Source organism: Streptococcus taoyuanensis, from assembly GCF_029589235.1.
GTDB lineage: Bacteria > Bacillota > Bacilli > Lactobacillales > Streptococcaceae > Streptococcus > Streptococcus taoyuanensis.
Map to the genome: position 1 here is coordinate 1 of NZ_JARQVW010000001.1, position 26,886 is coordinate 26,886.

At 41.5% G+C, this 26,886-nt stretch carries 25 protein-coding genes; 15 read left to right on the top strand and 10 right to left on the bottom strand.

The features are described from left to right. The first annotated feature begins 136 nt into the window (after positions 1–136). The gene (gene mutY / locus P5Y91_RS00005; protein WP_277838623.1) at positions 137–1,291 is read left to right on the top strand and encodes an A/G-specific adenine glycosylase; all 1,155 of its coding nucleotides are present in this window, start codon (positions 137–139) and stop codon (positions 1,289–1,291) included. A 27-nt stretch (positions 1,292–1,318) separates the two neighbouring features. Here mutY and P5Y91_RS00010 read toward each other — a convergent pair whose 3' ends face one another. The 5 genes from P5Y91_RS00010 to P5Y91_RS00030 all read right to left on the bottom strand — a co-directional run bounded on the left by P5Y91_RS00010 (position 1,319) and on the right by P5Y91_RS00030 (position 5,574). Beyond that, positions 1,319–1,666 carry a DUF6568 family protein gene (locus P5Y91_RS00010; protein WP_277838625.1) on the bottom strand — a complete coding sequence of 116 codons (348 nt, stop codon included), beginning with the start codon at positions 1,664–1,666 and terminating at the stop codon, positions 1,319–1,321. A 257-nt stretch (positions 1,667–1,923) separates the two neighbouring features. Continuing rightward, on the bottom strand, positions 1,924–3,639 hold the full coding sequence (locus tag P5Y91_RS00015) for a phospho-sugar mutase (protein WP_277838627.1): 1,716 nt from the start codon (positions 3,637–3,639) through the stop codon (positions 1,924–1,926). A 150-nt stretch (positions 3,640–3,789) separates the two neighbouring features. After that, entirely contained in the window at positions 3,790–4,350 is a 561-nt protein-coding gene (locus P5Y91_RS00020; protein WP_024056113.1) for an ECF transporter S component, read from the bottom strand. After that, complete coding sequence (coaC, locus tag P5Y91_RS00025; RefSeq protein ID WP_277838630.1) at positions 4,347–4,886, bottom strand: phosphopantothenoylcysteine decarboxylase; 540 nt, start codon at positions 4,884–4,886, stop codon at positions 4,347–4,349. The genes P5Y91_RS00020 and coaC overlap by 4 nt, the downstream gene beginning before the upstream one ends. 10 nt (positions 4,887–4,896) lie before the next feature. Then, positions 4,897–5,574: a phosphopantothenate--cysteine ligase gene (locus P5Y91_RS00030; protein ID WP_277838632.1), complete on the bottom strand. Its 678-nt coding sequence runs from the start codon at positions 5,572–5,574 to the stop codon at positions 4,897–4,899. A 175-nt stretch (positions 5,575–5,749) separates the two neighbouring features. Here P5Y91_RS00030 and P5Y91_RS00035 point away from each other — a divergent pair, with 175 nt between their 5' ends. Further along, positions 5,750–7,420 (top strand): formate--tetrahydrofolate ligase, encoded by a 1,671-nt coding sequence (locus P5Y91_RS00035; protein ID WP_277838633.1) that lies wholly within the window; start codon positions 5,750–5,752, stop codon positions 7,418–7,420. Between the two features lie 68 nt (positions 7,421–7,488). Here P5Y91_RS00035 and P5Y91_RS00040 read toward each other — a convergent pair whose 3' ends face one another. Continuing rightward, entirely contained in the window at positions 7,489–8,832 is a 1,344-nt protein-coding gene (locus P5Y91_RS00040; RefSeq protein ID WP_277838635.1) for an MATE family efflux transporter, read from the bottom strand. Between the two features lie 96 nt (positions 8,833–8,928). On the opposite strand from P5Y91_RS00040, the gene P5Y91_RS00045 reads away from it, so the two are divergent. Then, complete coding sequence (locus P5Y91_RS00045) at positions 8,929–9,483, top strand: GNAT family N-acetyltransferase (RefSeq protein WP_277838636.1); 555 nt, start codon at positions 8,929–8,931, stop codon at positions 9,481–9,483. Between the two features lie 180 nt (positions 9,484–9,663). Here the strand turns inward: P5Y91_RS00045 and P5Y91_RS00050 are convergent, their stop codons facing one another. Further along, positions 9,664–10,692, bottom strand: a complete 1,029-nt coding sequence (locus P5Y91_RS00050) for a YdcF family protein (protein ID WP_277838637.1) — start codon at positions 10,690–10,692, stop codon at positions 9,664–9,666. 135 nt (positions 10,693–10,827) lie between these two features. On the opposite strand from P5Y91_RS00050, the gene brnQ reads away from it, so the two are divergent. The 3 genes from brnQ (at position 10,828) to P5Y91_RS00065 (ending at position 13,591) form a co-directional block, all read left to right on the top strand. Next, a complete protein-coding gene (brnQ, locus tag P5Y91_RS00055) occupies positions 10,828–12,144 on the top strand; it encodes a branched-chain amino acid transport system II carrier protein (protein ID WP_272157678.1) in 1,317 nt (438 codons plus the stop codon). A 154-nt stretch (positions 12,145–12,298) separates the two neighbouring features. After that, on the top strand, positions 12,299–13,006 hold the full coding sequence (gene ccdA2, locus P5Y91_RS00060; RefSeq protein ID WP_049482972.1) for a thiol-disulfide oxidoreductase-associated membrane protein CcdA2: 708 nt from the start codon (positions 12,299–12,301) through the stop codon (positions 13,004–13,006). 21 nt (positions 13,007–13,027) lie between these two features. Continuing rightward, on the top strand, positions 13,028–13,591 hold the full coding sequence (locus tag P5Y91_RS00065; protein ID WP_024055504.1) for a TlpA family protein disulfide reductase: 564 nt from the start codon (positions 13,028–13,030) through the stop codon (positions 13,589–13,591). Positions 13,592–13,628: 37 nt separating this feature from the next. On the opposite strand, the gene P5Y91_RS00070 is transcribed toward P5Y91_RS00065, so the two are convergent. Genes P5Y91_RS00070 through P5Y91_RS00080 form a run of 3 tightly spaced genes read right to left on the bottom strand, consistent with a single transcriptional unit; the run spans position 13,629 to position 16,437 of the window. Beyond that, positions 13,629–14,864 carry an NAD(P)H-dependent oxidoreductase gene (locus P5Y91_RS00070; protein WP_118398244.1) on the bottom strand — a complete coding sequence of 412 codons (1,236 nt, stop codon included), beginning with the start codon at positions 14,862–14,864 and terminating at the stop codon, positions 13,629–13,631. An 18-nt stretch (positions 14,865–14,882) separates the two neighbouring features. Further along, entirely contained in the window at positions 14,883–15,488 is a 606-nt protein-coding gene (locus P5Y91_RS00075) for an NADPH-dependent FMN reductase (RefSeq protein ID WP_118398247.1), read from the bottom strand. 25 nt (positions 15,489–15,513) lie between these two features. Beyond that, positions 15,514–16,437: an FAD:protein FMN transferase gene (locus P5Y91_RS00080; RefSeq protein WP_310648358.1), complete on the bottom strand. Its 924-nt coding sequence runs from the start codon at positions 16,435–16,437 to the stop codon at positions 15,514–15,516. A 224-nt stretch (positions 16,438–16,661) separates the two neighbouring features. Here P5Y91_RS00080 and nox point away from each other — a divergent pair, with 224 nt between their 5' ends. From nox to P5Y91_RS00125, 9 genes are all read left to right on the top strand, one after another. Then, a complete protein-coding gene (gene nox, locus P5Y91_RS00085; RefSeq protein ID WP_003001563.1) occupies positions 16,662–18,038 on the top strand; it encodes a H2O-forming NADH oxidase in 1,377 nt (458 codons plus the stop codon). A gap of 361 nt (positions 18,039–18,399) precedes the next feature. Further along, positions 18,400–19,944, top strand: a complete 1,545-nt coding sequence (locus P5Y91_RS00090; RefSeq protein ID WP_118398252.1) for a ClC family H(+)/Cl(-) exchange transporter — start codon at positions 18,400–18,402, stop codon at positions 19,942–19,944. A gap of 110 nt (positions 19,945–20,054) precedes the next feature. Beyond that, complete coding sequence (gene efeO, locus P5Y91_RS00095) at positions 20,055–20,927, top strand: iron uptake system protein EfeO (protein WP_118398255.1); 873 nt, start codon at positions 20,055–20,057, stop codon at positions 20,925–20,927. A 5-nt stretch (positions 20,928–20,932) separates the two neighbouring features. Then, positions 20,933–22,138 (top strand): iron uptake transporter deferrochelatase/peroxidase subunit, encoded by a 1,206-nt coding sequence (gene efeB / locus P5Y91_RS00100; RefSeq protein WP_118398258.1) that lies wholly within the window; start codon positions 20,933–20,935, stop codon positions 22,136–22,138. Further along, positions 22,116–23,801 (top strand): FTR1 family iron permease, encoded by a 1,686-nt coding sequence (locus P5Y91_RS00105; protein WP_277838643.1) that lies wholly within the window; start codon positions 22,116–22,118, stop codon positions 23,799–23,801. Before efeB ends, P5Y91_RS00105 begins: the two co-directional genes overlap by 23 nt. After that, positions 23,788–24,507 (top strand): twin-arginine translocase subunit TatC, encoded by a 720-nt coding sequence (tatC, locus tag P5Y91_RS00110; RefSeq protein ID WP_223141909.1) that lies wholly within the window; start codon positions 23,788–23,790, stop codon positions 24,505–24,507. Before P5Y91_RS00105 ends, tatC begins: the two co-directional genes overlap by 14 nt. Further along, positions 24,507–24,704 (top strand): Sec-independent protein translocase subunit TatA/TatB, encoded by a 198-nt coding sequence (locus tag P5Y91_RS00115; protein WP_277838647.1) that lies wholly within the window; start codon positions 24,507–24,509, stop codon positions 24,702–24,704. The genes tatC and P5Y91_RS00115 overlap by 1 nt, the downstream gene beginning before the upstream one ends. Before the next feature lie 713 nt (positions 24,705–25,417). Further along, positions 25,418–26,035 carry an SAP domain-containing protein gene (locus P5Y91_RS00120; RefSeq protein ID WP_023918090.1) on the top strand — a complete coding sequence of 206 codons (618 nt, stop codon included), beginning with the start codon at positions 25,418–25,420 and terminating at the stop codon, positions 26,033–26,035. Between the two features lie 314 nt (positions 26,036–26,349). Then, positions 26,350–26,886: a hypothetical protein gene (locus tag P5Y91_RS00125; protein WP_023918092.1), complete on the top strand. Its 537-nt coding sequence runs from the start codon at positions 26,350–26,352 to the stop codon at positions 26,884–26,886.

The following is a 26,886-nucleotide window of genomic DNA, read 5'->3' on the forward strand; positions in this document are numbered from 1 at the left end:
GTAGAGCCCACTCAACCACTGCGTCTTGCTCGACAATCCAAAAACAATTGAGAGGCTAGGACTTTTGTCCCAGCCTCTTTTTCATTATAAAATCAGAATTTCTAAACTCTAACTCATTCTATGGTATACTAGGAATATGTTAGATTTGAAAGATTACGGAATTACCATGTGGGAGGAGGAAAAAATTGCTTCCTTCAGAGAAAAGTTATTAGCCTGGTATGATGCCCATAAACGGGATCTCCCCTGGAGAAGGACCCAGGATCCTTATAAAATTTGGATCTCAGAAATTATGCTTCAGCAAACACGAGTCGATACGGTGATTCCTTATTATGAGCGTTTTTTAGACTGGTTTCCGACGGTCGCTGATTTGGCTCAAGCTCCTGAAGAAAAACTCTTAAAAGCTTGGGAAGGCTTGGGGTATTACTCACGTGTCCGCAATATGCAGAAAGCTGCCCAGCAGATAATGGAAAATCATGGAGGAGTGTTTCCATCAAGTTATGAGGAAATATCTAAACTCAAGGGAATTGGGCCTTATACAGCTGGTGCGATCGCTAGTATTGCCTTTGGATTACCAGAGCCAGCAGTAGATGGCAATGTCATGCGTGTTCTAGCCCGCTTGTTTGAGGTGGACTACGATATCGGAGTTCCAACTAATCGCAAGATTTTTCAAGCTATGATGGAAATCTTGATCGATCCGGCCCGTCCGGGTGATTTCAATCAGGCTTTGATGGATTTGGGATCCGATATTGAATCGCCAGTCAATCCACGGCCGGAAGAGAGTCCTGTTAAGGAATTTAGTGCGGCCTACCAACAAGGGACAATGGATCGTTATCCCATTAAGGCTCCTAAGAAGAAACCTGTACCTGTCTATCTCACAGCCTTTATTATCAAGGATAGTCAAGGCCGCTATTTGTTGGAGAAAAATGAGCGAGAGGGGCTTTTATCAGGTTTCTGGCATTTCCCCTTGATCGAAGTGGATAGCCTATCTGAGAACCTAGGCCAATTATCTCTATTGGATGGGAAGGGGGAAGCAGAGAGTAACCCAGAAATTATTTCTTTTGAACAGGACTATGACTTGGCCATTGATTGGCAGGACAGATCTTATCCTATCGTTCAGCATGTCTTTTCGCATCGCAAATGGCAGGTTCAAATTCGATATGGTCTGGTAAAAGAAGGAGAACAGCCAGCAAGTGAATCGACTGTTTGGTTAACACCAGAAGAATTTTCGGACTATCCTTTTGCTAAACCCCAGCAGAAGATTTGGATGACTTTTTCGGAAAATGAAAAATAGCTAGAGACTGATCTCTAGCTAATTTTTTTATAGATGAGCGAATGCTTTGATTTCTTCTTCGGACATGGATGAGTCGCAACGAACACTGACTTCACCGGATTCGACATGTAAAAATCCTGGGACAGTTGGGATGCCGTAGTTTGAGCGGAAGGCTTGTAATGCGTCTAGCTGACTTGGTTCTTCACTATTGATGAAGTAGATATGAGCTTTTGTTTTAGCTACGACAGTTGCCAACTTAGCAGCGAACTTCCGGCAGTAAGGACAAGTCTTGCGTCCGATAAAGAAGGTTGCTGTTTCTTTTTGATCGATTGCTTCCTGCGCACGCGCGACAGTTGTCACTTCAAGATCTTTAATATCTTCTAAAAATTGTTCCATGAGATTACCTCGCTTTCTTCTATGTCTAGTATGCCATATTTTCTATAAAATCGCTGGTATTTGCTACGAAAGAAAGAGAGAGTGGGACAGAAATCGGTTATTCGTTAGAATTCGATTTCGTCGTCACACCTCCGCACAGTTGAGTAGGGCTGTAAAAGCTGATAAAATCAGCGTACTAGAGTCCACTCAACCACTGCGTCTTGCTCGACAATCCAAAAATAATTGAGAGGCTAGGACTTTTGTCCCAGCCTCGTGTTTTAGCCTACAAAAGCATTGATTTCTGCTTCGATATTTGCAATTTTTTCTTTAGCATCTGCTTCAGATTCACCAACTGTAGCGATGTAGAATTTGATTTTTGGTTCGGTACCTGAGGGACGAACGGCAAACCATGAATCATCAGCCAAAATGTATTTAAGCACGTTGCTTGGAGGAGTTGTCAACTTTTCAACGCCGTCAGCAGTAGTAGCTGTTTGTTCCAAGAAGTCTTCTGTCTTAGCAATGTCTGTATTGTTAAATTGTTTAGGAGCATTGCCACGGAATTTATCCATAATTTTCTTGATTTCAGCAGCCCCGTCCACACCTGAAAGGGTAACAGAGATGGTTTTTTCTGCGAAGTAGCCGTATTGTTTGTAGATTTCTTCGATACCATCTGCCAAAGTCATACCACGTGAGCGGTAGTAAGCTGCGATTTCGGCGACGATAAGAACAGCTTGGATAGCGTCTTTGTCACGTACGAATGGTTTGATGAGGTAACCGAAGCTTTCTTCGAAACCAAGCATGTAAGTGTGGTTGTGTTGTGTTTCAAATTCATGGATTTTTTCACCGATAAATTTGAAACCAGTCAAGACGTTAAACATTGTTGCGCCGTAGCTTTCTGCAATCTTAGTCACCAACTCAGTTGATACGATTGATTTACAGAGGGCAGCATTGGCAGGAAGTGTACCAGCTGTTTTGTGAGCTTCAAGAATGTATTTAGCAATGATCGCTCCGATTTGGTTACCAGAAAGGTTTAGGTAAGAACCGTCTGGTTGGCGGATTTCAACACCAAGGCGGTCAGCATCTGGGTCAGTTGCAACCAATACATCAGCGTCTACTTTGCGACCAAGTTCTTCAGCAAGAGCAAAGGCAACTTGGTTTTCAGGGTTTGGAGATTTAACAGTTGAGAAGTCAGCATCTGGAACAGCTTGAGCTTCAACAACTTGAACAGCTTCAAATCCAGCTTGGGCAAGAGCACGACGAGCCAACATTTCACCAGTACCATGAAGTGGAGTGTAGACGATCTTCATGTCGCGTCCGAATTCATTGATCAAGTCTTGGTTGATGTTAACACCTTTCACTTCTTTCAAGTATTCAGCGTCGACGTTTTCACCGATAACTTCAATCAAGCCGTTAGCTTTGCTTTCTTCAAGGTCAGCTAATTGTACAGTGAAAGGATTTTCGATAGCACGGATGTAATCTGTCAATGCATCAGCATCTGCTGGAGGCATTTGTCCACCGTCTTCACCGTATACTTTGTATCCATTAAATGGAGCAGGGTTGTGGCTAGCAGTTACCATGATCCCAGCAAATGTGTGGAGATGACGAACAGCAAATGATAATTCAGGTGTTGGACGAAGGCTTTCAAATACATACGATTTGATCCCATGAGCAGCCAAAACTTGAGCAGATTCAAAAGCAAACTCAGGAGAGAAGTGACGGCTATCGTAAGCGATCGCAACTCCGCGTTTCTTGGCTTCCTCACCTTTTGAGTCGATCAATTGGGCCAAACCTTCAGTTGCTTGGCGAACAACGTAAATGTTAATGCGGTTGGTACCAGCACCAATCAATCCACGCATACCAGCTGTACCGAATTCAAGGTTGGTATAGAAGGCATCTTCTTTTGTTTTTTCATCCATTGCGACCAACTCATCACGAAGGTAAGCTGGTAATTCAGCAAAGTCGAGCCATTTTTGGTAGTTTTCTTGATAGGTCATGCAAGCGTCTCCTTTTTGCTTATAATTTAATCGCTTACATTATAGCAAATTTTTTCTGAAAATTCTAGCGATAAATGTAAATCTTTTCAAAAAAATAGAGCTAATTCACCATCAAATAAAGCCAAGATAAATTGGTCTTGGCTTGAAAGGTTATTTTAATTTTTCAAGAGATGGAACGACGGCACTGGTAATGAGGACTGTAGCAATGACTTCGATGAGAGAGTTGGTAGATATAATCAAGGCTAGGAAATGTTGAATTCCACCACCGAAGCTATTTCCAAAGAAGAAATAAATCCCACTTAGAACGAAAACAGTATTGGTCATAGAGCCGACAATTCCAGCGATCATAAGTCCTGTACGATTGCGAATCCAGCGATAGACGAAGTAAGGGGTTACCCCAATGAGAATCCGAGGGACTATGGCAATGATAAGGGAGTAGAGATTCCCGTGAGGGACAAAGGGACTAAAGAGATAGCTGGCTGGTGTTATAACCAGGGTATTCATGGTGAGGCTAAAGAGTCCCATGAGGAGTCCTAGAATTGCTCCAGTTCGAGGTCCGTAGATAATAGAAGCGATCACGACAGGAATATGAACCAAGGTTGGTTGAATTCCTGATGGGACAAATTGCAAAATGAAGGACGTCACAAAGTGAATGGTGATCATCACGGCAAAAAAGATGGCAATTCGTGAAATAGAGGCTGATTTTCTCATAAACAATTCTCCTTAACAGCTTGGATGATAGTGTCGACAGTGGCTAGAGCTCCAGAACCTTGATCTCCACAAGCGAGAGTAGCCTCTCGAGGTTGGATGATCTGGTAACCATAGTCTTGTAAGAGTTTTAGATTTCGTTGGGTAGCAGGATGATCTAGCATTTTTGTATTCATAGCAGGGGCCAGTAATTTTTTAGTCCTTTGAGGCAAGGCTAGAGCTGTGCTTGTGACCATATTATCTGCAAGTCCCATGGCCAATTTAGCAATGGTGTTGGCACTGGCCGGCGCTACAAGAAAGAGGTCAGTTTCTTTCCCAATGTCGATGTGCTCGATCCGCTGTGGATCGTCTTCAATCATAACATCAAGCCCCACTTGATTTTTTGAAAGAACTTGCAAGGTTAAAGGGGTGATAAATTTTTGGGCTGAAGGAGTCATGAGGACCTTCACTTCAAATCCCAATTTGGTTAGTTGGCTAGTAATATCAGCAGCTTTATAGGCGGAAATACTACCGGTAACCGCTAAAGTAATGTGTGTCATATGTTCCTTTTTATTTGATATAACGTAGGATAGCCTCTGCGATTTCTGCTTTCGTAGAAGCTTCTAGGACCTGATCATCTGTCACTAGATAGGCTTGATGCTGACCGTTCTGAATCTTGGTCAGATCGTTGGCAACGATCATGCTGGCATGATTTTTAACGAGGCTTTCACGCGCTACTTGGATCAACTCTGCAGAAGAAACGTCGACTAATAGCTTAAAGCCGATCAGTTGAATGGCAGGGTTCCATTCTTTGACGAGCGAGATAATCTTCGGATTTTTTTTTAGAAAGAGTACTTGGTATTCTTCTTTGGAAGAAATTTTCGCTTCCTGATTTTCACGATGGATAAAGCTATGAAGGTCTTGAGCTTTCTCAACTTCATCAAGGCCTGTCATGTAAACAGGTGTGTAGTCTGAGACTGCCATAGCGTGAATCAAAACCTGATGTTGAGGGACTTCCGTTTTCATTTGTGTGAGAAGTTCTTCGACATTCTGGATCAATAGAAGTCGAAGCTGTGGGTGAGGATCAGGTTTAAGCGCGGTAGGCGTTGTGATCAAGGTCACCTGATGTCCCTTTGCAAGAGCCATTTCGGCAAGGATTTTTCCTAGGCTTCCGGTGGAATGATTGGTGATCGCACGAACGCTATCAATGGCTTCGCTTGTCCCGCCAGATGTAATTAAAATATGCATATGCTTATTTTACACAAAAAAGATACGTAAGTAAAGTTCTGAAGCTATTAGGATTAGCTATGTGTAGCCATAAAATTTACATAAAAAACGAACGTTCGATTCAAAAGGTGGAAAAACTATGTTATTTTCGCGAATTTTAGGTATAATAGATCTATCAAATATAAAGGAGTCCCTTATGAAAACAGATATCGAAATTGCTCAAAGCATTGAACTCCAACCGATTGTGGACGTTGTGAAGAAAATTGGTTTGGTTGACGATGATCTTGAATTGTATGGAAAATACAAGGCGAAATTGAGCTTTGATAAGATTCGTGAAGTTGAGAAAAATCCAGTAGGAAAACTTATCTTAGTCACTGCGATCAACCCAACTCCAGCTGGAGAAGGGAAATCAACCATCACCATTGGTCTAGCAGATGCTTTGAATAAAATCGGTAAAAAAACCATGATTGCCATTCGCGAACCTTCTTTAGGTCCAGTTATGGGGATTAAAGGTGGTGCTGCTGGTGGTGGCTATGCCCAAGTTCTACCGATGGAAGATATCAACCTTCATTTCACAGGGGATATGCATGCGATCACAACGGCTAATAATGCCCTCTCAGCATTGATTGATAATCATTTGCACCAAGGAAATGAGCTAGGAATTGACCAACGTCGGATTATCTGGAAACGGGTAGTGGATTTGAATGACCGCGCTCTTCGTCATGTTTCTGTCGGTCTTGGCGGCCCTTTAAATGGGATTCCGCGTGAAGACGGTTTTGATATTACCGTTGCTTCTGAGATCATGGCCATCCTTTGCTTGGCGACAGATATTGAAGATTTGAAACGTCGTTTGGCCAACATCGTGATTGGTTACCGTTATGATCGTAGCCCAGTTTATGTCCGTGATTTGGAAGTGGAAGGGGCTCTTGCCTTGATCCTCAAAGATGCGATTAAGCCAAACTTGGTTCAAACTATCTATGGAACACCTGCCTTTGTTCACGGTGGTCCATTTGCCAATATCGCCCATGGATGTAACTCTGTATTAGCAACGACGACAGCTCTTCATTTAGCAGACTATACGATTACAGAAGCAGGATTTGGTGCTGACCTTGGCGCTGAAAAATTCCTGGATATTAAGACTCCAAACTTACCTACATCACCAGATGCAGTCGTAATCGTAGCGACACTCCGTGCCCTTAAGATGAACGGTGGAGTGACCAAGGATGCTCTGACAGAAGAAAATGTAGAGGCTGTTCGTGCTGGTTTTGCCAACTTGAAACGTCACGTTGAAAATATCCGTAAGTTTGGCATTCCTACAGTGGTTGCCATCAATGAATTTATCACCGATACAGAAGCAGAAATTGCTGCTTTGAAAGAATTGTGTGCTGAAATTGATGTACCAGTTGAGCTTGCGAGCGTATGGGCGAATGGTGCGGACGGTGGAGTTGACCTTGCTGAAACCTTGGTTAAAACCATCGAAACAAATCCAGCTAACTACACACGCTTGTATGATAACAACCTTACTGTTGAAGAAAAAATTGAAAAGATTGTTACAGAAATTTATCGCGGTACTAAGGTGAATTTTGAGAAGAAAGCCAAGACACAAATTGCCCAAATCGTGAAAAATGGTTGGGATAAGTTGCCAATCTGTATGGCTAAAACACAATATAGCTTCTCTGATAATCCAAATGCCTTGGGAGCTCCTGAAAACTTTGAAATCACTATCCGTGAAGTGGTTCCAAAATTGGGTGCAGGCTTTATTGTCGCTTTGACGGGGGATGTGATGACCATGCCTGGTTTACCAAAACGTCCAGCTGCTTTGAATATGGATGTGGCTGCTGATGGAACAGCCATCGGTTTGTTCTAATAGCTAGATATCTAAAAACAACTTCTGTTCAAATGAGCAGAAGTTGTTTTGGTCTTGTTAATCAATCATTATTCAGTAAGGAGTTGGTACCTGATTTTTCGATAGATTATGATGAGCTGTAGGGTCATGGGAATCCAGATAAGGGGTTCGCAGAGAATGACCCCCATGTAGCCGGTGTGAGGAATAATCCACAGAACGAAGAAAATTTTTCCAAACAATTCAATAAAACTGGATGTGAGTGGGGTTAATTTTTTACCCATTCCCTGTAGGGCATTTCTCAGGATGATGAGACTCGCCAAAATAGGATAAAAGCAAGAGCTGATCTGGAGATAAAGACTGGCATTTGCAATGAGATCAGGATTTGTCGAGCCGGAAATAAAGCTGGTTAAAGACGGACTTGTGAAGAATAGAAGAGCAGCAACCAAGACAGACCAAACCCAAGAAAGAAGGTTGGCAATGGTAACGCCTTTTTTGATCCGCTGGAATTGCTCTGCGCCAAAATTCTGCGAGATAAAGGTTGTGATACTTGAGGCGATAGCTGTAATCGGTAAAACGGCAAAGGACATGATACGACGGGCTGCGACCTGTGCACTGATAATGGTTGTTCCAAGCTGATTAATAGCGGATTGGAGGATAACCGTTCCAATCGAAACGATGGAAGTCATGAGGCCCATGGCAAGGCCCTGACTTAGCAGATCCTGATAAAGATCCTTGTCCCAAACAAAATCCTTGCGATGTGGGAGCAGAAAAGGGACCTTCTTACGAATATAGAGAAGACAAAGAAGGGCCGAAATACCCTGGGCGATGATGGTCGCAATCCCAGCAGATTGAACTCCGAGATGGAGTTGGGTAATAAAATAAAGATCGAGAAGAATATTGAGAATGGCAGCGATAATCAGGAAGTAGAGTGCTACTAAGCTATCGCCAACCGCTCTAAGAAGTCCGGCACAAAGATTATAGGCAAAGGTCACAGCCACACCGTTAACAATGGTAGAAATATAGAGATAAGACTGGGACACAATTGCTGATGGGGTCCCTAAAAACTGGAGCAGGGGATAAAGTCCGACAGCACCAATGAAGATCACGAAGAGACTGAGGATGCCACCAGTAATAGCAGTTGCGGCAACTGATTTTCGTAATTGATCTTCATTTTTGGCTCCATAATTTCTCGCGATAATAATCCCCATCCCATTGCCAACACCGACAGCAAATCCAACAATCAAATCAAAAATAGCAGAGGTTGCCCCAATGGCGGCCAAAGATTTTTGACCTAAAAAACGCCCTACAATCATGACATCTGAGATATTGTAGAGTTGTTGAAAGATATTGGACAAAAGAATAGGAAAGGCGAAACTCAAAAGAGCGGGTAAAATAGGACCATCTATGAGGTCCACACGTTGAATTCTTTTCATAGTGTCATTATACCAACTTCAGTAACCAGCGACAAGCATCGGTAGTTGAATCCCCTTACATTTTTTGGTATAATCAGGGCAGAAAAGGAGGCTTTTATGAGCTTAACCAGCCAATTAATCACGGAAACGTTCCCAGATCTGGACAAGGTCGAGAGGCTGAATATCGAGGCATTTCCAGAAGAAGAGCGAGTTCCTTTGTCGGAATACCTGCGTTATACGGACAATGACGATGCTAATTTTTTTGCTTTTTATAACGAAGAAGAATTTGTAGGATTTGCTTTTTCTATCTATAACCAGAAAGTTTTTTATGTTAGCTTCTTTGCCATTATGCCCCACCTACGTAGCCACGGTTATGGTCAAGAAATCATTGAAAAATTGGTAGAATTTTACCAAAGAACCATGATACTTGAAGTGGAACGTTTAGATGAAGAATGTGACAATCTAGAGCAACGTAAGTCTCGGATGGATTTCTATAAGCGAAATGGATTTAAAACTGCCAATGCCTTTTTAGAATACGAAGGACTGAGCTTTGAAATTCTCTATCGGGGTGATCACTTTGACGAAGAGGCTTATCGCGATATTTTCCGTAAACTGCAGGAAGAAAATTATTTCGATTTCCGCATTAAATATAGACACTTTAGTGACCACTAGACAAGAAAGGGAGTGGGAAAGAACTCTGATTAGTTAAAAAGAGTTCGTATTCCCACCCCCGCACAGTTGATTAGGTCATCTTTGTAGCTTGAAAAGCGAACAAAGATGCCAATCAACCACTGCGTCATATAGTTACTTCTATCAAGCATAGAAGGCTGGACAGTTTTTGCCCAGCCTCTTTTAGTTTAGATGTTGCATGAAGAACTCAATCAGTTTCATGATTTGTGTAAAGAACCAAGGTAGAAACAGAAGAGCTAGGAAGGCAACATGCCATTTCCAATAGAGTGAAACCAAGCCAACGGTTTCTCGAATCCAAGCGGATGGGAGATAGTAAAAAGCTGTTCTTGAACCGATACTTCGACCAGGTATTTTCAATCGTCTCATAAAGACACCTGCACGGAGCGCGTGAAAAGAATTGGTCACCACAAGGACTCTCTTGCCAAGCCCCTGTTCTTCAAGGATACGCTTGCTAAAGGTCAGGTTTTCAAAAGTAGTACGAGAGCGATTCTCGATGAGAATGGCGTCTTCAGGAACCCCGTGTTCCATTAAGTATCTGGCCATCGCTTCCGCCTCAGCGATCAGCTCATCTGACCCTTGGCCACCGGAAACAATCAGCTTTGGTCGTCCCTCGAACTGCTCATAGATGAACTTTCCTTTCTCAAGACGCTGGGCCAAGAGTGGGGGAACCTTGTCTCCGATCAAACCTGAGCCAAGGATGATGATGGCGTCTGGCTCTTTGCGAACCGGAAAGAGATTGCAAAAGGTCCCATAGGATACATAAGAGAGGTAGAGAAAGGTCATGTAAAACAGGGCAAAGTCAGTCAGATAAATGAGGATGTCATTCCCTGGGAAATAGGGTAGAAAATGAAGTGCCAAAGCTCCGATAATAAACAGCCCATAGAGAAGCGAGAGGAGGTTGGCCAGTCTTTTTCCTTCAAAAGCCATCATTTGACGGCCGTTAAAAAGGAGAAAGATAGATGAGAAAATAATGCTGAGAAAAACGAAGATGGAAATCACAACAAAGACAATAATTGCAATTTGTTGATTAAACCATAGCTCAGTTCGAACGACTAGGAGAAATGCAGAAATCAGTAGAAGAAGTCCTAGGTTTATCGAAAAGAGATAAGCATTGAAAATCCTTCTGCGATCACTCATAAAGAACAATAAAAAAATAAGAGCTGGAAATAACCAGAATAGATATAGATACATGTTTTGCACCTCGTAAAATCTTACATCCATTGTACCATAATGACTGATAGAACTAGCGGATTGTTCATGCAAATAAGTTGCATTCTTCAAATGAATTTGATAAAGTTAAGATTATCGTTTTTTTAAGGAGATCGTATGTTACGAAAAGGTTCCCTGACAGGTTTATTACTGTTTGGTATTTTTTTTGGTGCTGGAAACCTGATTTTCCCACCGGCTCTTGGTGCTTTATCGGGTAATCAATTTTGGCCAGCTATTGCTGGGTTTGTCCTTTCAGGAGTGGGAATTGCCATTGTGACCTTGATTATCGGGACGCTTAATCCCAAAGGATATATTCATGAGATTTCTCGTAAGATTTCACCTGTTTTCGCGATTGTATACTTAGTTGCGCTGTATCTTTCGATTGGTCCTTTCTTTGCCATTCCAAGAACGGCGACGGTATCTTTCGAAGTGGGGACAGCCCCCTTATTAGGTGGAATGAATGCCAGTTTAGCACTTTTCATTTTTACCCTGGTCTATTTTTTGTTAGCCTTTCTGATTGCTTTGAATCCATCTAAGATTCTAGATCGGATCGGTCGTATATTGACTCCAATCTTTGCGATTCTCATTTTGATTTTGGTCGTTCTTGGAGCTTTAAAATACAGTGGACACGCTCCAATGGTGGCCACCAAAGCCTATCAGGCTTCTACCTTTGGGCAAGGATTTTTAGAGGGCTACAATACCTTGGATGCCTTGGCTTCTGTTGCCTTTAGTGTGATCGCAGTGACTACCCTGAATCAACTTGGATTTTCAAGTAAGAAAGAATACATCAAGACCATTTGGTTGGTTGGGATTGTCGTAGCGCTTGGTTTTAGTGTGCTGTATATCGGTTTAGGATATCTGGGGAATCATTTTCCAATTCCGGCTTCTGTTATGGCATCTGATACCAATAAAGGGGTGTATGTATTATCAGAAGCGACCAAAGCGATCTTTGGTCCGACTGCTCAGATTTTCCTAGCAGGAATGGTGACGGTAACTTGCTTTACCACAACAGCTGGTTTAATCGTCTCTACTAGTGAATTCTTCCATAGCACCTTCCCTAAGGTTTCTTACAAGGTCTATGCAAGTGTCTTCACTCTGATTGGTTTTGCGATTGCCAACCTTGGCTTGAATACCATTATTGCTTTCTCATTGCCAGTCTTGATGATTCTTTACCCAATCACCATTACCATTGTATTGATTGTGATAGTGAATAAATTTGTGGCTCTTTCAAAACCAGGAATGCAACTGACTATTTTCTTGGCCAGCTTGGTCTCTCTTGCAAGTGTTCTGGCAAGTACCTTTAAAATTTCACTAGTAGAAAAGGGGATTGCTTTGCTTCCATTTGCGGCTCAATCTCTTCCATGGTTAGTGCCAGTAGTCATCGGGATTCTTTTATCGCTCGTATTACCAAATAAACAAACGGCAGAAGAATAAGTTATATTAGAAACTCTAAAGTTTCATGCTTTAGAGTTTTTCTTTTGAAACTAGTATCTAAATCCAAACTTTAGTAAAAAAACGTAGCAGAAATTTTTATTTTTTGTCAGTCAATGTTATACTGAATGTAGCATATCAATATACGGAGTGAACTATGAATCCAATCGTTTTTTCATTGACAGTTTTTCTTGCGGGTATTCTGTCTTTCTTTTCTCCCTGTGTCTTTCCTTTGCTTCCGGTTTATATTGGAATCTTACTAGGAAGTGATCAGGAAAAGGCTATCCAATTGTTCGGGAAAAAAATTCGCTGGCATGGCTTGCTGAAAACCCTTTGTTTTATTGCAGGTATTTCTGTTATTTTCCTCCTCATTGGTTTTGGAGCGGGCTTGCTTGGAAAGATCATGTACACCAATTGGTTTCGTTATCTGATGGGAGCCCTCATCATTATCCTTGGTCTTCATCAAATGGAAGTCTTTCATTTTCATTTCCTTGAAAAGCAAAAATCAGTAGATTTTGGAGCCAACAAACAGAAGAATGAATTGTTTTCAGCTTTTCTCCTTGGTCTTGGCTTTAGTTTTGGTTGGACGCCTTGTATTGGTCCGGTATTAGGATCAGTTCTTGCTTTAGCAGCATCAGATGGACAAGATGCTCTTATGGGAGCTATTTATCTCCTTGTTTATACCTTGGGAATGGCTCTTCCGTTTTTACTGTTGGCCTTAGCATCTAGTCTGGTCCTACCTTACTTTAATCGTCTCAAACCCCATTTGTTATTGCTGAAGAAAATCGGCGGAGCCATCATTATTCTGATGGGAATTCTCTTACTTTTGGGACAATTGAACAGTTTGTCATCTATCTTTTCATAAAATAATCCGGAGGTTTAACGCATGATGAAAGGTTTTAAATACGCTTGTTTCTCAGTTCTCTCTTTAGCTTTGCTGTCAGCTTGTTCCATGAATCAATCCAGTGAGAGTAGTATGGACAATCAGCCAACAATGAATACAACAACGAATAAGAATCCTTTGGTAGGAAAAGACGCTAGTGACTTTGAACTAAAGGATATGAAGGGGAATACGGTCAAACTTTCAGACTATAGAGGCAAAAAAGTCTATTTGAAATTTTGGGCAACCTGGTGTGGCCCTTGCCGGCAAAGTATGCCTGAATTAGAGAAATTGGTCAAGGATTCGGATAGAGACTTTGAAATTCTAACCATTATGGCACCAGGACTCCAAGGTGAAAAAACAGAAGAAGAATTCGTTAAATGGTTTGATCAACAAGATTACAAGTCCGTACCGGTCTTGTACAATCCAGACGGTTCTGCATTTGCAGATTATCAGGTTCGCTCTATTCCTACAGAAGTCTTTATAGACAGTCATGGGAAAATTGGACATGTCCAATTAGGGGTTATTTCAAACGACGATGCTAAGAAGATCATTAAAGAGTTACAATAAAAAAATGAAGCACGAAGCTTCATTTTTTTCTAGTTTCTTAGTTGCTTGCACCAGATGTAGCATCAGCAGCTCCATCACTGTGTCCTCCAGCATCGGAAGCACCTGAAGTTGCATCTGCATCACCATGACCACCAGCAGGAGCAAATGGCCCGCTTCCGCCAACTAGACGTTGTCCTGTTGTTTGTAGGTACCAGTCCAACCATGGTTTGAAGTTGAAGACAATCTCATTGATACCAGCGTATGAACCATCTTCATAGTACATAGCTTGGTAGTTGTGAGTATTGATCACGCCTTCAGGAGACCCTGGAACAATGGTCCGAACATAGTCTTGGTTACCGTTACGAAGGGTACCAATCACCCATTCCACGTTTTTCATACGTGCTGGTGGTAGGGAGCCATGAACGGTTGACATCCGGCTACCTGATTGAGGTGGCACGCGTTTCGCAAACATGGTATCTGGATCTTGGTGGGCATTGTTGTAGTAGAGGAATTGGTTGTTGTCATCAGCGTACGTCAATTCGAAAGGCATAGCTTTCAAGAACATATCAATCTGATTAACAGTCAGGATACCGTGGTCCAATTTGACATAAGTATCACCAGATACAGCCCCTGTAATTTCTGCAACTTTTTCTACCCAATCTGGATCATCCGGATCAACCTCGGTAACAGTAGTAGCGATTGGTTTTCCGCAATCCAAATCTTCTGTTTCAATTGGTTTTGGTTTTTTCAATTTAGAAACGACTCCTACGTATTTCACAAAGTTATCTAAACAAGTTTCAAGGAATTTTACAGTCCCTTCGTTGATGATATTGCCGTCTGCATCAAAAGCTTCTTTCGCTTTTCCGAGAAGGAATTCGTTCCCCGGAAGGGTATAGGCATTGACACCAGGAGCATCTAGAATCTTACGAAGGTGAACTTGGGCACGAGAAGTACCTTGGTCGTAGTAAGAAGCACCTACAATCATGACAGGTTTGCTTTCAAAAGGATGCACTTCATAGGAAAGCCATTCTAAAACAGATTTTAATCCTGCTGAAATAGTGTGGTTGTGTTCAGGTGTTGCGATAATCACACCATCAGCACGGGTAATTTTATTGTTAAGGAGACGCAATTGGAAGCTTTCGTCCCATTTCTCATCTTGGTTAAACATTGGAACTTCATCGATTTCAAGAACTTCTAATTCAAATTTGATCTTGAAGTGACGACGGATGAATTCCAAAAGTTTGCGGTTATATGATTGGTCGTAGTTCGATCCTACAAGTCCTACAAATTTCATGCTAGTATGTCTCCTATCTTACAAGTTTTCCCAGTCAAAGTCTTCTGCATCTTTGCGAAGCAGTTCTTGAGCGTTGCGCAATTTTTCAGTAACTTTTACAAAGATACGGAAGTCATCAAAGATGGCATCCAATTTCTTGATGACATCAAGGTCTACCAAGTCACCATTTTGATCAAACGCTTGAAGAGAGTGAGAAAGCAAGAATTCGTCTGGAAGAACAGTTGCTTTGATTTCTGGTGAGTTCAAGATTTGACGAAGTTGCAATTGCGCACGAGAAGAACCAAGTGTTCCATATGATGCACCTGTGATCATCACTGGCTTGCTTAAGAGAGGGTAGATCCCATAAGATAACCAAGCAAGGGCGCTCATCAAGACAGCAGGGATGGAATGATCGTATTCTGGTGTGCCAATGATGACACCATCAGCTTCCTCGATTTTAGCAGCAATCTCTAAGGTAGCTTCAGGAACTTGTTTGTTGGCTGGCTTGTTGAAGACAGGGATATCTTTGATCTCAACCAATTCAATTTCAGCCTTATCAGCAAAATGCTTTTGCATGTATTGAAGTAGTTGGCGGTTTGTTGAACGTTTGGAGTTTGTTCCAACGATCGCAATAAGTTTTGTCATGGAAAATTCCTTTCTGATAGGAGAATTATAAATAAGATTGAAGCCCACTTGTATAGGCAATCTTGCCTGATTGAGAAACCAATAAGGTGTCTATACCAGGAAGTGATTCAACAGTGTTGAGGATAGAAGCAGGAGCTTCCCCGAACAGGCGGGTAGTCCATATCTCCCCGTCTACGGATCGATCAGATATGATGGTGATACTGGCTAAGTCTGTCTCAACCGGATAGCCCGTCTTACTATCAAAAATATGGTGAAACGACTGGCCGTCAACTTCTAAATGACGCTCGTAGATACCAGAGGTGACAACAGATTTATCCTTGACTGAGAGGACCAGTAGGTGCTGGCCTCTTTTTTCGACTGGATTTTGAATACCAATCCGCCAAGGCTGTTGTTTGATGGGGTGTTGACCGACAGTGAGGATATTGCCTCCCAGATCAATCAAGGCATCTGTTACTCCCTGGCTCTTTAAAAAGGTCGCAATGCAGTCTGCACTATAACCCTTAGCCAAGGCTCCTAAATCAATCTTCATTCCAGGACGCATCAGAAAGACTGTATGGTTTTCTAGGTCGAGCTGGATTTGGTGAGGATCGATCTTGGCCAGGGCTTGATCAATTTCCCCTTGCTGGGGACGTCTAGCATCTGAAAATCCAATTCGCCAGGTCTGTACAAGAGGACCAATGGCAATGTTTAAATGGCTGTTTTGAGCTTGACTATGTAAGGTTCCTAAAGCAATCAGTTCAAAAAGATCTGGATGCACCTGAACTGGCGCAATACCAGCTTGGTGATTGACCTCCATGAGTTCAGAACTTGCATCATTGGCACTGAAGCGATGTTCGTAGGAGCGAAGAAGTTCAAAGCAGCGGGCTAAGAGTTCATTCGCTTGTGGGTGACAGATTGAAACAGTGATGGTTGTTCCCATCAAACGTTCGGATCGACTACTTAGGTCCACTAAAAATCTATCCCTTCCTATTTTCACTTATTTATAGTATATCAGAAAGAGACCGTTTTCACAATCCTTTCAGTCAAATTATTTGACATTTTTTGAAACATGTGAAATGTGATTTTCTGGAAAATTGAAAAAAAGATCACAAATTCTGAGCAAAATAATTGTAACCGATATCATTTTTGTGATATACTCAAGAAGTAAATTAAATTAAAGGTAGGATTAATTCTATGAGTAAAATCGTTGTTGTAGGGGCTAACCATGCCGGAACAGCTTGTATCAACACTATGTTAGATAATTTCGGAAATGAAAATGAAATTGTAGTTTTTGACCAAAACTCAAACATTTCATTCCTTGGATGTGGGATGGCGCTTTGGATCGGTGAGCAAATCGATGGTCCTGAAGGTCTTTTCTACTCTGACAAAGAAAAATTGGAAGCAAAAGGTGCAAAAGTCTACATGAACTCTCCTGTTCTTTCAATTGACTATGACAACAAAGTGGTGACTGCAGAAGTTGATGGAAAAGAACACAAAGAATCTTACGAAAAATTGATCTTTGCGACTGGATCAACACCAATCATTCCTCCAATTAAAGGAGTTGAAATCGTACCTGGTAACCGCGAATTCAAAGCAACTCTTGAAAATCTTCAATTCGTTAAATTGTACCAAAACGCTGAAGAAGTGATCGAAAAATTGAAAGACAACAGCAAACACTTGAATCGTATCGCCGTAGTTGGTGGTGGTTACATTGGTGTTGAACTTGCTGAAGCTTTCGAACGTCTTGGTAAAGACGTTGTCTTGGTGGATATCGTGGACACTGTCTTGAATGGCTACTACGACAAAGACTTCACTGACATCATGGCGAAAAACTTGGAAGACCACAACATCCGTTTGGCACTTGGACAAACAGTTCAAGCGGTTGAAGGAGATGGTAAGGTGGAACGCCTTGTAACTGATAAAGAAACCTTCGATGTAGATATGGTTATCTTGGCTGTTGGTTTCCGTCCTAATACAGCTCTTGCTGATGGTAAGATCGAACTCTTCCGCAATGGTGCCTTCCTTGTTGATAAGAAACAAGAAACTTCACTTCCAGGTGTATACGCAGTTGGTGACTGTGCGACTATCTTCGATAACGCTCGTAACGAAATGAGCTACATCGCTCTTGCGTCTAATGCGGTTCGTTCAGGTATTGTCGGTGCCTACAATGCGACTGGTCATGAATTAGAAGGAATCGGTGTTCAAGGTTCTAACGGTATCTCTATCTACGGCCTTCACATGGTTTCAACTGGTTTGACGCTTGAAAAAGCGAAAGCTGCAGGCTTCAATGCCACTGAAACTGGCTTCAACGACCTTCAAAAACCTGAATTTATCAAACATGATAATTACGAAGTTGGTATCAAGATCGTCTACGATAAAGACACTCGTCAAATCCTTGGGGCTCAAATGGTATCACGTGATAGCGCCATTTCAATGGCTATCCACATGTTCTCACTTGCGATTCAAGAACACGTGACGATTGATAAATTGGCTTTGACTGACTTGTTCTTCTTGCCACACTTCAACAAACCTTACAACTACATCACAATGGCGGCTTTAACTGCTGAATAATAACTAAAGTTCTATTAAAAACTTTCCTTAGGTGAGTACGGACGTCAGCGAACTTCGTAGAAGTTCCATGACTAATTATTGAGCCTAAGGTCTCAATAATTCCGAGTGCCTGAAACTGTATTGTTTCAGGCATTTTTCTCACAGCGGAAAGTTTTGACTTTTCTTTATTCGTTCCATAATAAATAGAACATATTTATATTTCTTTGTAGAATTTCTTAACTTATTTTACTTGATAAAATGGTTTGTCTACATTCTAAACAAAACTAACAAGGGTGTTTTTGTTTTTTTCTGTCTTTCCATGTATTCAGAGGCAGTGAAATAAGGTATAATGAATAGGATAAGAGTTTGAAGGAGTTAGGGAATGTCTGCTAAAGAAGAAGCCTTAAAAAAGGAATTTCATTTTGCCTCTAGTTCGATTGTAGCCCATATTGTCAGAGGTGTTCTGGTTGGGATTGTTGTGGGATGCATCGTCTCGAGTTTTCGTTTTTTGATCGAGCATTTGTTTCATTTTGTTCAAGGTGTCTACAAGGAGATGTCTGGTCAACCATTTTATTTGCTGGCGATGCTGTTGGGGTATGGGGTGATCGTACTGATTGCTGGTCGCCTCATTCGCACCAATCGGGATATCAAGGGATCAGGAATTCCGCAAGTCGAAGCAGAGCTAAAGGGTCTCTTAGCGGTCAGTTGGTGGGATACCTTGTGGAAGAAGTATATTCTAGGTGTCTTGGCCATCGGAAGTGGCTTGATGCTTGGTCGTGAAGGTCCTAGTATTCAATTAGGAGCGATGGGTGGAAAAGGAGTGGCTCATCATTTGAAGGTCAGTCCGGTTGAAGAGCGATCTTTGATTGCAAGTGGAGCTGCTGCTGGTCTTGCGGCTGCCTTTAATGCACCTATAGCGGGGCTCTTATTTGTGGTTGAAGAGGTCTACCATCATTTTTCACGCTTCTTTTGGATTTCGACCTTGGCTGCTAGTTTGACTGCTAATTTTATTTCACTCAATGTCTTTGGTCAAACACCAGTGCTTCATATGCCACAAAATATTCCGCCGCTCCATCTGTCTCAGTACTGGATTTATCTTTTTCTTGGAGTCTTTTTAGGGGCAGCGGGTTATGTCTACGAAATAGTGGTTCTCAATATCGGTCGATTGTATCGTTTACTTGAAAAGATTTTTCATGTTCCCTCTCATTACTCTTCCTTATTTGCCTTTGTCTCGATTCTTCCAATCGGCTATTTTCTTCCACAAATTCTTGGTGGCGGGAACCAATTGGTGTTAGATTTAGCTCGAGTACCGTATCCAGTTCTATCGATCCTTCTCTATTTTACGATCCGGTTTATCTGGAGTATGTTGAGCTATGGTAGTGGTCTACCTGGCGGAATTTTCTTGCCCATTCTAGCTTTAGGATCTCTTTTAGGGGCCATTGTTGGAACTTTCCTCCAAAATATTGGCTTTATCTCTCAAAATCAATTACCTCTCTTCATTATTTTAGGAATGAGTGGGTATTTTGGGGCTATTTCGAAAGCTCCTTTAACAGCGATGATTTTGGTAACAGAGATGGTAGGCGATATTCGAAGTTTAATGCCACTAGGGATGGTCACCTTGGTAGCTTATATGATTATGGATCTCTTCCATGGTGCGCCAGTCTATGAAGCCATGCTGGAGCAACTCTTGCCAGATAAGGCGCAAGAAGAAGGAGAGTTGACTTTAATTGAGATCCCTGTATCAGAAAAGATCGCAGGAAAGCAAGTCCATGAACTGCACCTCCCTCAAGATATCTTGATCACCACGCAAATGCGAAGTGGTAAGAGCTATACGGTCAATGGTGCGACCCGCTTGTATCTAGGTGATAGCATCTTTGTGGTGGTTAAAGAATCCGAAATCGGACGAGTCAAAGATATTCTTTTGTAAAAGACAGATTCTCAGAAAAGTTTTTCTATTATTAAATTTTCAGACAATTATTGAAAAATGAGAAAATATCTGGTAAAATAAGGGCAAGAACAAATGAGGAGAAGTCTTTCATGAAAAAATATAGTCTACTCTTATTGAGTGTTGCTCTTTTAGCAGGGTGTGCAAATACTACTAGCAAACAGTCCAGTCAAAAGACGCAAACCAGCTCAACGGTGCAGTTGTCAAAGGCTGACCAGAAGACCTTGGACAATGCGACAGCTGAATACAAAGACTTTGTTGAAATGCAAATTGACCAATTGCTCAAGGATACAGAAGGATTCCGAGCTACCCTAAAAGACGGGAATTTGGAAGAAGCTAAAAAACAATATCCCTTGATCCGTATGGCCTATGAACGTTCCGAACCGATTGCTGAAACCTTCGGAGAATCGGATGTCAAGATCGACTACCGTTTGGTGGATTATGTGGATGAAAATAAATCAGAAGATGGCTGGTCAGGTTTCCACCGGATTGAACGTATCCTTTGGGAAAACAATACTACAGATGGAACAGACAAATACGCTGACCAACTAGTGAACGATATCAAGGAGTTGAAAGCTAAAATTGCTACAGTAGAAGTCACACCGGATATCATGTTGACCGGAGCTGTCGATTTGCTCAACGAAGTGGCAACGCAAAAGATTACGGGTGAAGAAGAAGTCTTCTCTCATACAGATCTTTACGACTTCCGTGCCAATATTGAAGGGGCTGAAAAGATCTTCTCTCTCTTTAAACCCTTGATTGAGAAAAAAGATGCTAAATTGGTTAAAACCTTGGAAGCAGAGTTCAAGAATGTTAATGCTTTATTGGACAAACACATGACAGATGATTCAAACTATAAGTCTTACACAGATTTATCCAAGGAAGATACCAAGGAATTGGCTGAAGCTGTGACCAAACTTGGTGAACCTTTGTCTCAAATGGGTGTGATTTTAGATGGGAAATAAGAAAAATGGCTGACGAAAAATTTTTAGATAAAAAAATGGACCGTCGTGAATTTCTTAAAAAAGCAGGTATTGGAGGGGCTGGTCTAGCGCTAGGTCTCTCTGGTGCATCTGCTTTTTTCGCTAAACAAGAAAGTTCCAGCAAAAAAGCTTATGATGGGGATGAAGACATCTCCTTTTATGGCAAGCACCAAGCAGGGATTACGACGGCCATGCAGAAGGCTTGCTACTTGGTGGTGTTAGACCTTCACACGACGGACAAAAAAGAAGTCATCCAGCTCTTTAAAGACTGGACTGATTATAGTAGTAAATTAGTCGAAGGAGAGTTGGTCAAAAAAGATGGGTCCAATGCCCTCTTGCCACCAACAGATACTGGTGAAACAGTAGGACTTAACCCCTATCGCTTGAGCCTGACGTTTGGGGTTTCGGCTTCCTTTCTAAAGAAACTGGGCTTGGAGTCCAAGCGTCCGAAACTCTTTCGTGATTTGCCTCCATTTCCAAAGGAGCAGTTGCAGGACAAATACACTGGTGGTGATATCGTCATTCAAGCCTGTGCAGATGATGAGCAAGTAGCCTTTCATGCGGTGCGAAATCTGATTCGTAAGGGTCGCAATACCATTACCATGAAGTGGAGCAAATCAGGCTTTGCAGCTATTGGTGACCGAAAAGAAACGCCGCGCAACCTCTTTGGTTTCAAGGATGGAACAGCAAATGTCACGACTGAGAAGGATTTTGACAAGGTCGTCTGGACTGACAGCAAGGACTGGATGAAGGGTGGTTCCTATATGGCTCTTCGCCTAGTGCAAATGCACTTGGAAACTTGGGATCGAACCAATTTGCAGGAACAGGAAAATACCTTTGGTCGCTACAAGGAGTCCGGTGCTCCCTTTGGTAAAACCAACGAATTTGATGAAGTAGATTTATCTAAACTACCAGTTGATTCACATGTCCGTTTGGCCAAAGAAGTCGATCGACCGATTTTACGCCGGTCATATTCCTATTCGGATGGCATCAATGAACAAACCGGGCAATTTGATGCAGGCTTGATCTTTATCGCCTTTCAAAAGGATCCGAACAGCTTTGTCAAAATCCAAACCAACTTGGGCGCAGTAGACAAAATGAACGAGTATATCACTCATATCGGAAGTGGACTCTTTGCTTGCTTTGCAGGCGTTGAGAAAGGAGGGTATCTTGGTCAAGCACTCTTTGAATAAACTCTTGATCCTTTTAGGCCTTCTTGCCTTGTTCTGGACTCATCCAGTGGCTGCGGAGTCTTATAGCGATCTCTTTATCAAGATCACGGATGCAACAACCGCTGTACAAAATAAGGACCAGAAAAAGGCCAAGGCATTAATCGCTGAGATTCAGGCTGATTTTGAATCCAAAGATCACCATGATTCCAAGGCAGGGAAAAAAGTTAACCAAGCCCTGGCTATAAAAGGGGAGGTAACCAAAGACGATCTTACCAAGATCTCATCAGCCTTGCTGGCTTTTGAAAAAGAGCAAAATCCGGTCGATTTAGAGGCGGAAAAAGACAAACTCGTGAGTCGGCTCGCACCTTATTTTAAGAACCTACAAGAGGCCATTACAGCTAAGGATCTGGATAAAACCCGTCAAACCTATGCTGATCTCAATAACACCTGGACGCGAAACGAAGCGGTGGTAAGAGATCACAGCACAGCCTACTATGGCAAAATCGAGACGGCCATTTCGCTCTTGCGCAGTAGTATTGAAACAGAGCCTACTGATTTCACTAACATCCAGTCCTCTTATAATGACCTCAAAATTGGGATTGATGCCTTTGTAAAAGGAGAAGCCATTAGCAGTGCCAGTACGGATTTGACGTTGAAAGATGGGATCAAGCTTTTGGAGAAGGCGCAAAGCCAATTTCAATCCGGCGACGATAAATCTGCTGCAGCGACTATGAAGCAGTTCATCACGATCTGGCCAACCATCGAGGGAGATGTTAGCACGACCAATCCCAGTCTCTACACGCGCGTAGAGAGCGAATCCCCGGTCATTATGGTCAAGGGGAAAGAAAAGGCCTATCAAGAGAAATTACAAGCCTTGATCAAGGACCTGTCTGCGATCGATACGACAGCTTCTTACAACGTCTTTGACGCCATGTTAATTCTTCTGCGTGAAGGAGTAGAAGCTCTTCTGATCGTCATGGCGCTTGTAACGACCCTTAAAGCCACTAAGATGAGGAAAGGCCTCAAATGGGTTTACGGTGGAGCTATAGCTGGTGTTCTTGCCAGTGCAGCGATTGCTCTTGTTCTGCAAGTAGCATTTCCAGCCGTTACTTCGGGGTCTAATCGGGAAATCATTGAAGGTGGGGTTGGGATTTTCGCTGTGGTCATGATGATCCTCATCGGAATTTGGCTCCACAGCAAGTCCTCTGTCAAACAGTGGAATGCCTTTATGGACCGTCAAATGAAGACAGTGACGGCTACAGGAAGCTTTGTATCGATGTTTGCTCTCAGTTTCTTAGCAGTCTTTCGTGAAGGGGCTGAGACCATTCTCTTTTATGTCGGGATCATTCCGCGGATTACAACTGCGAATTTCTTACTGGGAATCGGGCTTGCTATAGCCGTTCTCATCATCATTGCAGTGGCCATGACCAAGGCCAGTCAAGCTATCCAACCTCATCGAATCTTTTTCATTCTGACGTGGTTGATTTACGCTTTGGCCTTCAAGATGCTCGGTGTCAGCATTCACGCCCTGCAGTTGACCAATATCCTACCTAGTCATTTGGTCAATGGACTTCCAACCATCGATTGGGCGGGGATCTATCCAAGCTGGGAAGTTCTTCTTCCTCAAGGTATCTTTGTGGCCTTGATCGCACTCGTTACGGTGAGACAACATGGCAAAGAGTAGAGCAGATGAAATGACTATTGTTGAACATTTGGTCGAATTTCGAAAACGATTGATCGCAGTGGTCTTGTGCTATATTATCGTCTTCATCCTAGCATTTGTATTTGGAGGAGAAATCTATCAAGCCTTGACGGCTAGCCTGCATCAAAAACTGCTGGTACTGGGACCGAATGATATTCTCTGGATCTATGTATCGCTGGCCAATCTCACATCCTTTAGCCTGACCTTGCCCTTTATTGTCTACCAGATTTGGCAATTTGTAAGGCCGGCTTTGAGGGAGAAGGAGGCGCGTGCAGTCTTTGCCTACATCCCAGCTAGCTTTATTTGCTTTGTACTGGGGCTTGCATTTGGTTATTTCTTTGTCAGTCCAGCTATTTTAGAGGTCCTGATGCGATTGGGAGAAGGGCTGTTTGATACCCAATTAACAGCACAAAATTATCTAACCTTCTTATGGCACACTACCTTGCCTTTAGGGGTCTTGTTCGAGTTACCAGTTTTGGTCGCTTTTCTGACCTCGATTGGACTTTTGACACCACAGTTTTTAATAACCTACCGACGTTATGCTTACTTTGTTCTGCTGGTCTTAGCCGTCGTGCTAACCCCTGCAGACTTTATCAGTGACTTGGCCATGACACTCCCTTTGATCCTCTTATTTGAAGTCAGTGTCGCCTTCAGTAAAGTCATCTATTCAAGAAAAAGGAGAAACTAATGGGAATTTTACGTGATATTGGAGCACCAGGTTTGATCATCATCATCCTGGGCGCCCTCTTGATTTTTGGACCAAAACGCCTGCCTGAGTTGGGCCAGTCCATCGGCAAAATGTTTGCTGAATTTAAGACAGCTGTCAATAAAGGCAGTGAAGAAGCAGATCAAGACGCCAAAGAAGAAAAAGAAGAAAAAGAATAATCAGACAATTTTCAAAATTCTATTGAGTTCGATTGCATAAAAAGGTATAATAAGACAAGTACTTGCAATCGACGAAGGAGGAAACCATGATTATTACGATTTTGTCACTCATTTTCTATTTTAGCTATATCGGATTCTTATGCTGGTTGGTCGTAAAAATTGTCGAAAAATTGTTCAATTTCTTGTTGAACCGTTAATGAAGAAACAATCCATTTCACCCCGAGTGAGTGGATTTTTTGTGTCCAATTCAGTTAGAAAGATTCAAACAAAGAGGTTTTAACGGTCTCAGATTGAAGATAAAGTCATATAAAAAACTTTCCTTAAGTGAGTACGGACGTCAGCGAACTTATTAGAAGTTCCATGACTAAATCAAAATACAAAGGGCGTCTGCGGATAAAGTCAAAAGAGGAAATTAGAAAGCAAGTGAAACAACACAACAAAACCATCGTTTTACTGACTGTTTTGTTTATTGCTATGCTTTCCATTTAAATGTTTTTATATCTTTCAACTTCTAGTATTTCTTGTTACTAGTGATGGACTATATCGTTTGTTTTTCTTATTTATTTTATAAGAATGTTAAGCTTAATAGAAATACAGTAATTACAAGATTGTAATATATTCTGTTATAGCTTTATGTGGCATGGGTATAAATTGATATGACTTTTATTATCTATGGTATAATGAGATAAATTTGGAGTTGTAGAGGCGAGCATTTGGAAGAACATAGACCTGATTTTAGAGATATAAAATCATTTGAAGAATTTAACAGATACTACTGGTATCGAGAAGAGCTTTCACAAATTTGTAAGTACCTTGGATTAGAATACAGATGTACAAAAAAAGAATTAAATCATATTATAGAACAATATTTTAGGGGAAATAGAGTAGAAAAAGTTTTGAGGAAAAGAAACAAAAATCAAACCGAAATAATAACCCTAAATACATCATTACTTGAATGTGGGTTTTCCTTTAATCAGAAATTTCGTGATTATTTTTCAGCTGTAACAGGTGTTAATCCGTTTAAGTTTAATGCTGATATGGCAACTGCTTGGAGAAAAGTAAAACGGGACAACAACATAAATTTTACAATCCAAGATATGATTAAAATATACTATGGAGAGTCAGACTACGCCAAGTATGATAATTCAGCTTGCCAATGGAATCAATTTCTAAAAGACTTTTGTGCCGATGAATTTAGCAATCATTACTCCAACAAGTTAAAAGTTGCGGCTATCCTTTGGAATGAAGTTAGAGATTCAAAAAATAAAAAAATTTATTCACGGGGACTTCTAAAAGAATATAGCTACAAAATAGAGGAGTACTGTAAGTAAACAACTTCAAGTTTGTCGAACGGAATATAAAGTATTAAAGACGATAGCACTCTGTTTTTGCAGAGTGCTTTTTTGTTTTATAGAATATAAGAGAATGTGGGATACTTGCTTTCTCTGCTAGATGATCGAGCAGAGAAAGATTTATTAGATATGACATCAGTCAGCTAAACCCTTTTAGCTGGCTTTTTTGTTAGCGACTCGGTCATTAACTTGCTTGTCAAAATATAATTCGGTATCATAGATATATAATGTTTGGTAAGTAAGTCCTATTGTCAGTTCGGAACAAGTAGATAGGAGAAGGGGAGAAAAAACTAGTGAATAAAGACCAATTGATAGAGAAACCAGAAATAAATATTGTTGGGGTTATTGCAAATCATCAGTTTAACTGGTATATTTGTTCAAACGAAATGTGGACAATGGATATCGATAAATATATTCAGGCATACCAGGAAGCAGGTCTGGATGTTGATTTCTCCTATTTACCTGAGATTCAGCAGAATCTTCATGTGATTACAAAAAGCAATCTTGAGAGCTACTTAGAAATGTATAAAGATGATTGGCTGAAGGTGACGGTTGAAGAATTGATCTCAATGATCAAACGTTCAATGGAAGAGGAGAACTTGAATTCAGAGATTATTCTGGAAGGAAAAGCCCTGCTTCCGGATCTTTTCATCGATTTTGATAAAGAAGAATTTTATTCAAACCATCTGGGGATGAAAAACTACGAAAGATATGTGCCAAACGGATGGAAGTTTTTTTCAGGACGTTTTGATCATTTGATCCCCAAAGAGGAGCAATATTGGATTGAAGAGACCAAGAAAACTGAAGGAACTAGTCTTCTATTCATATAA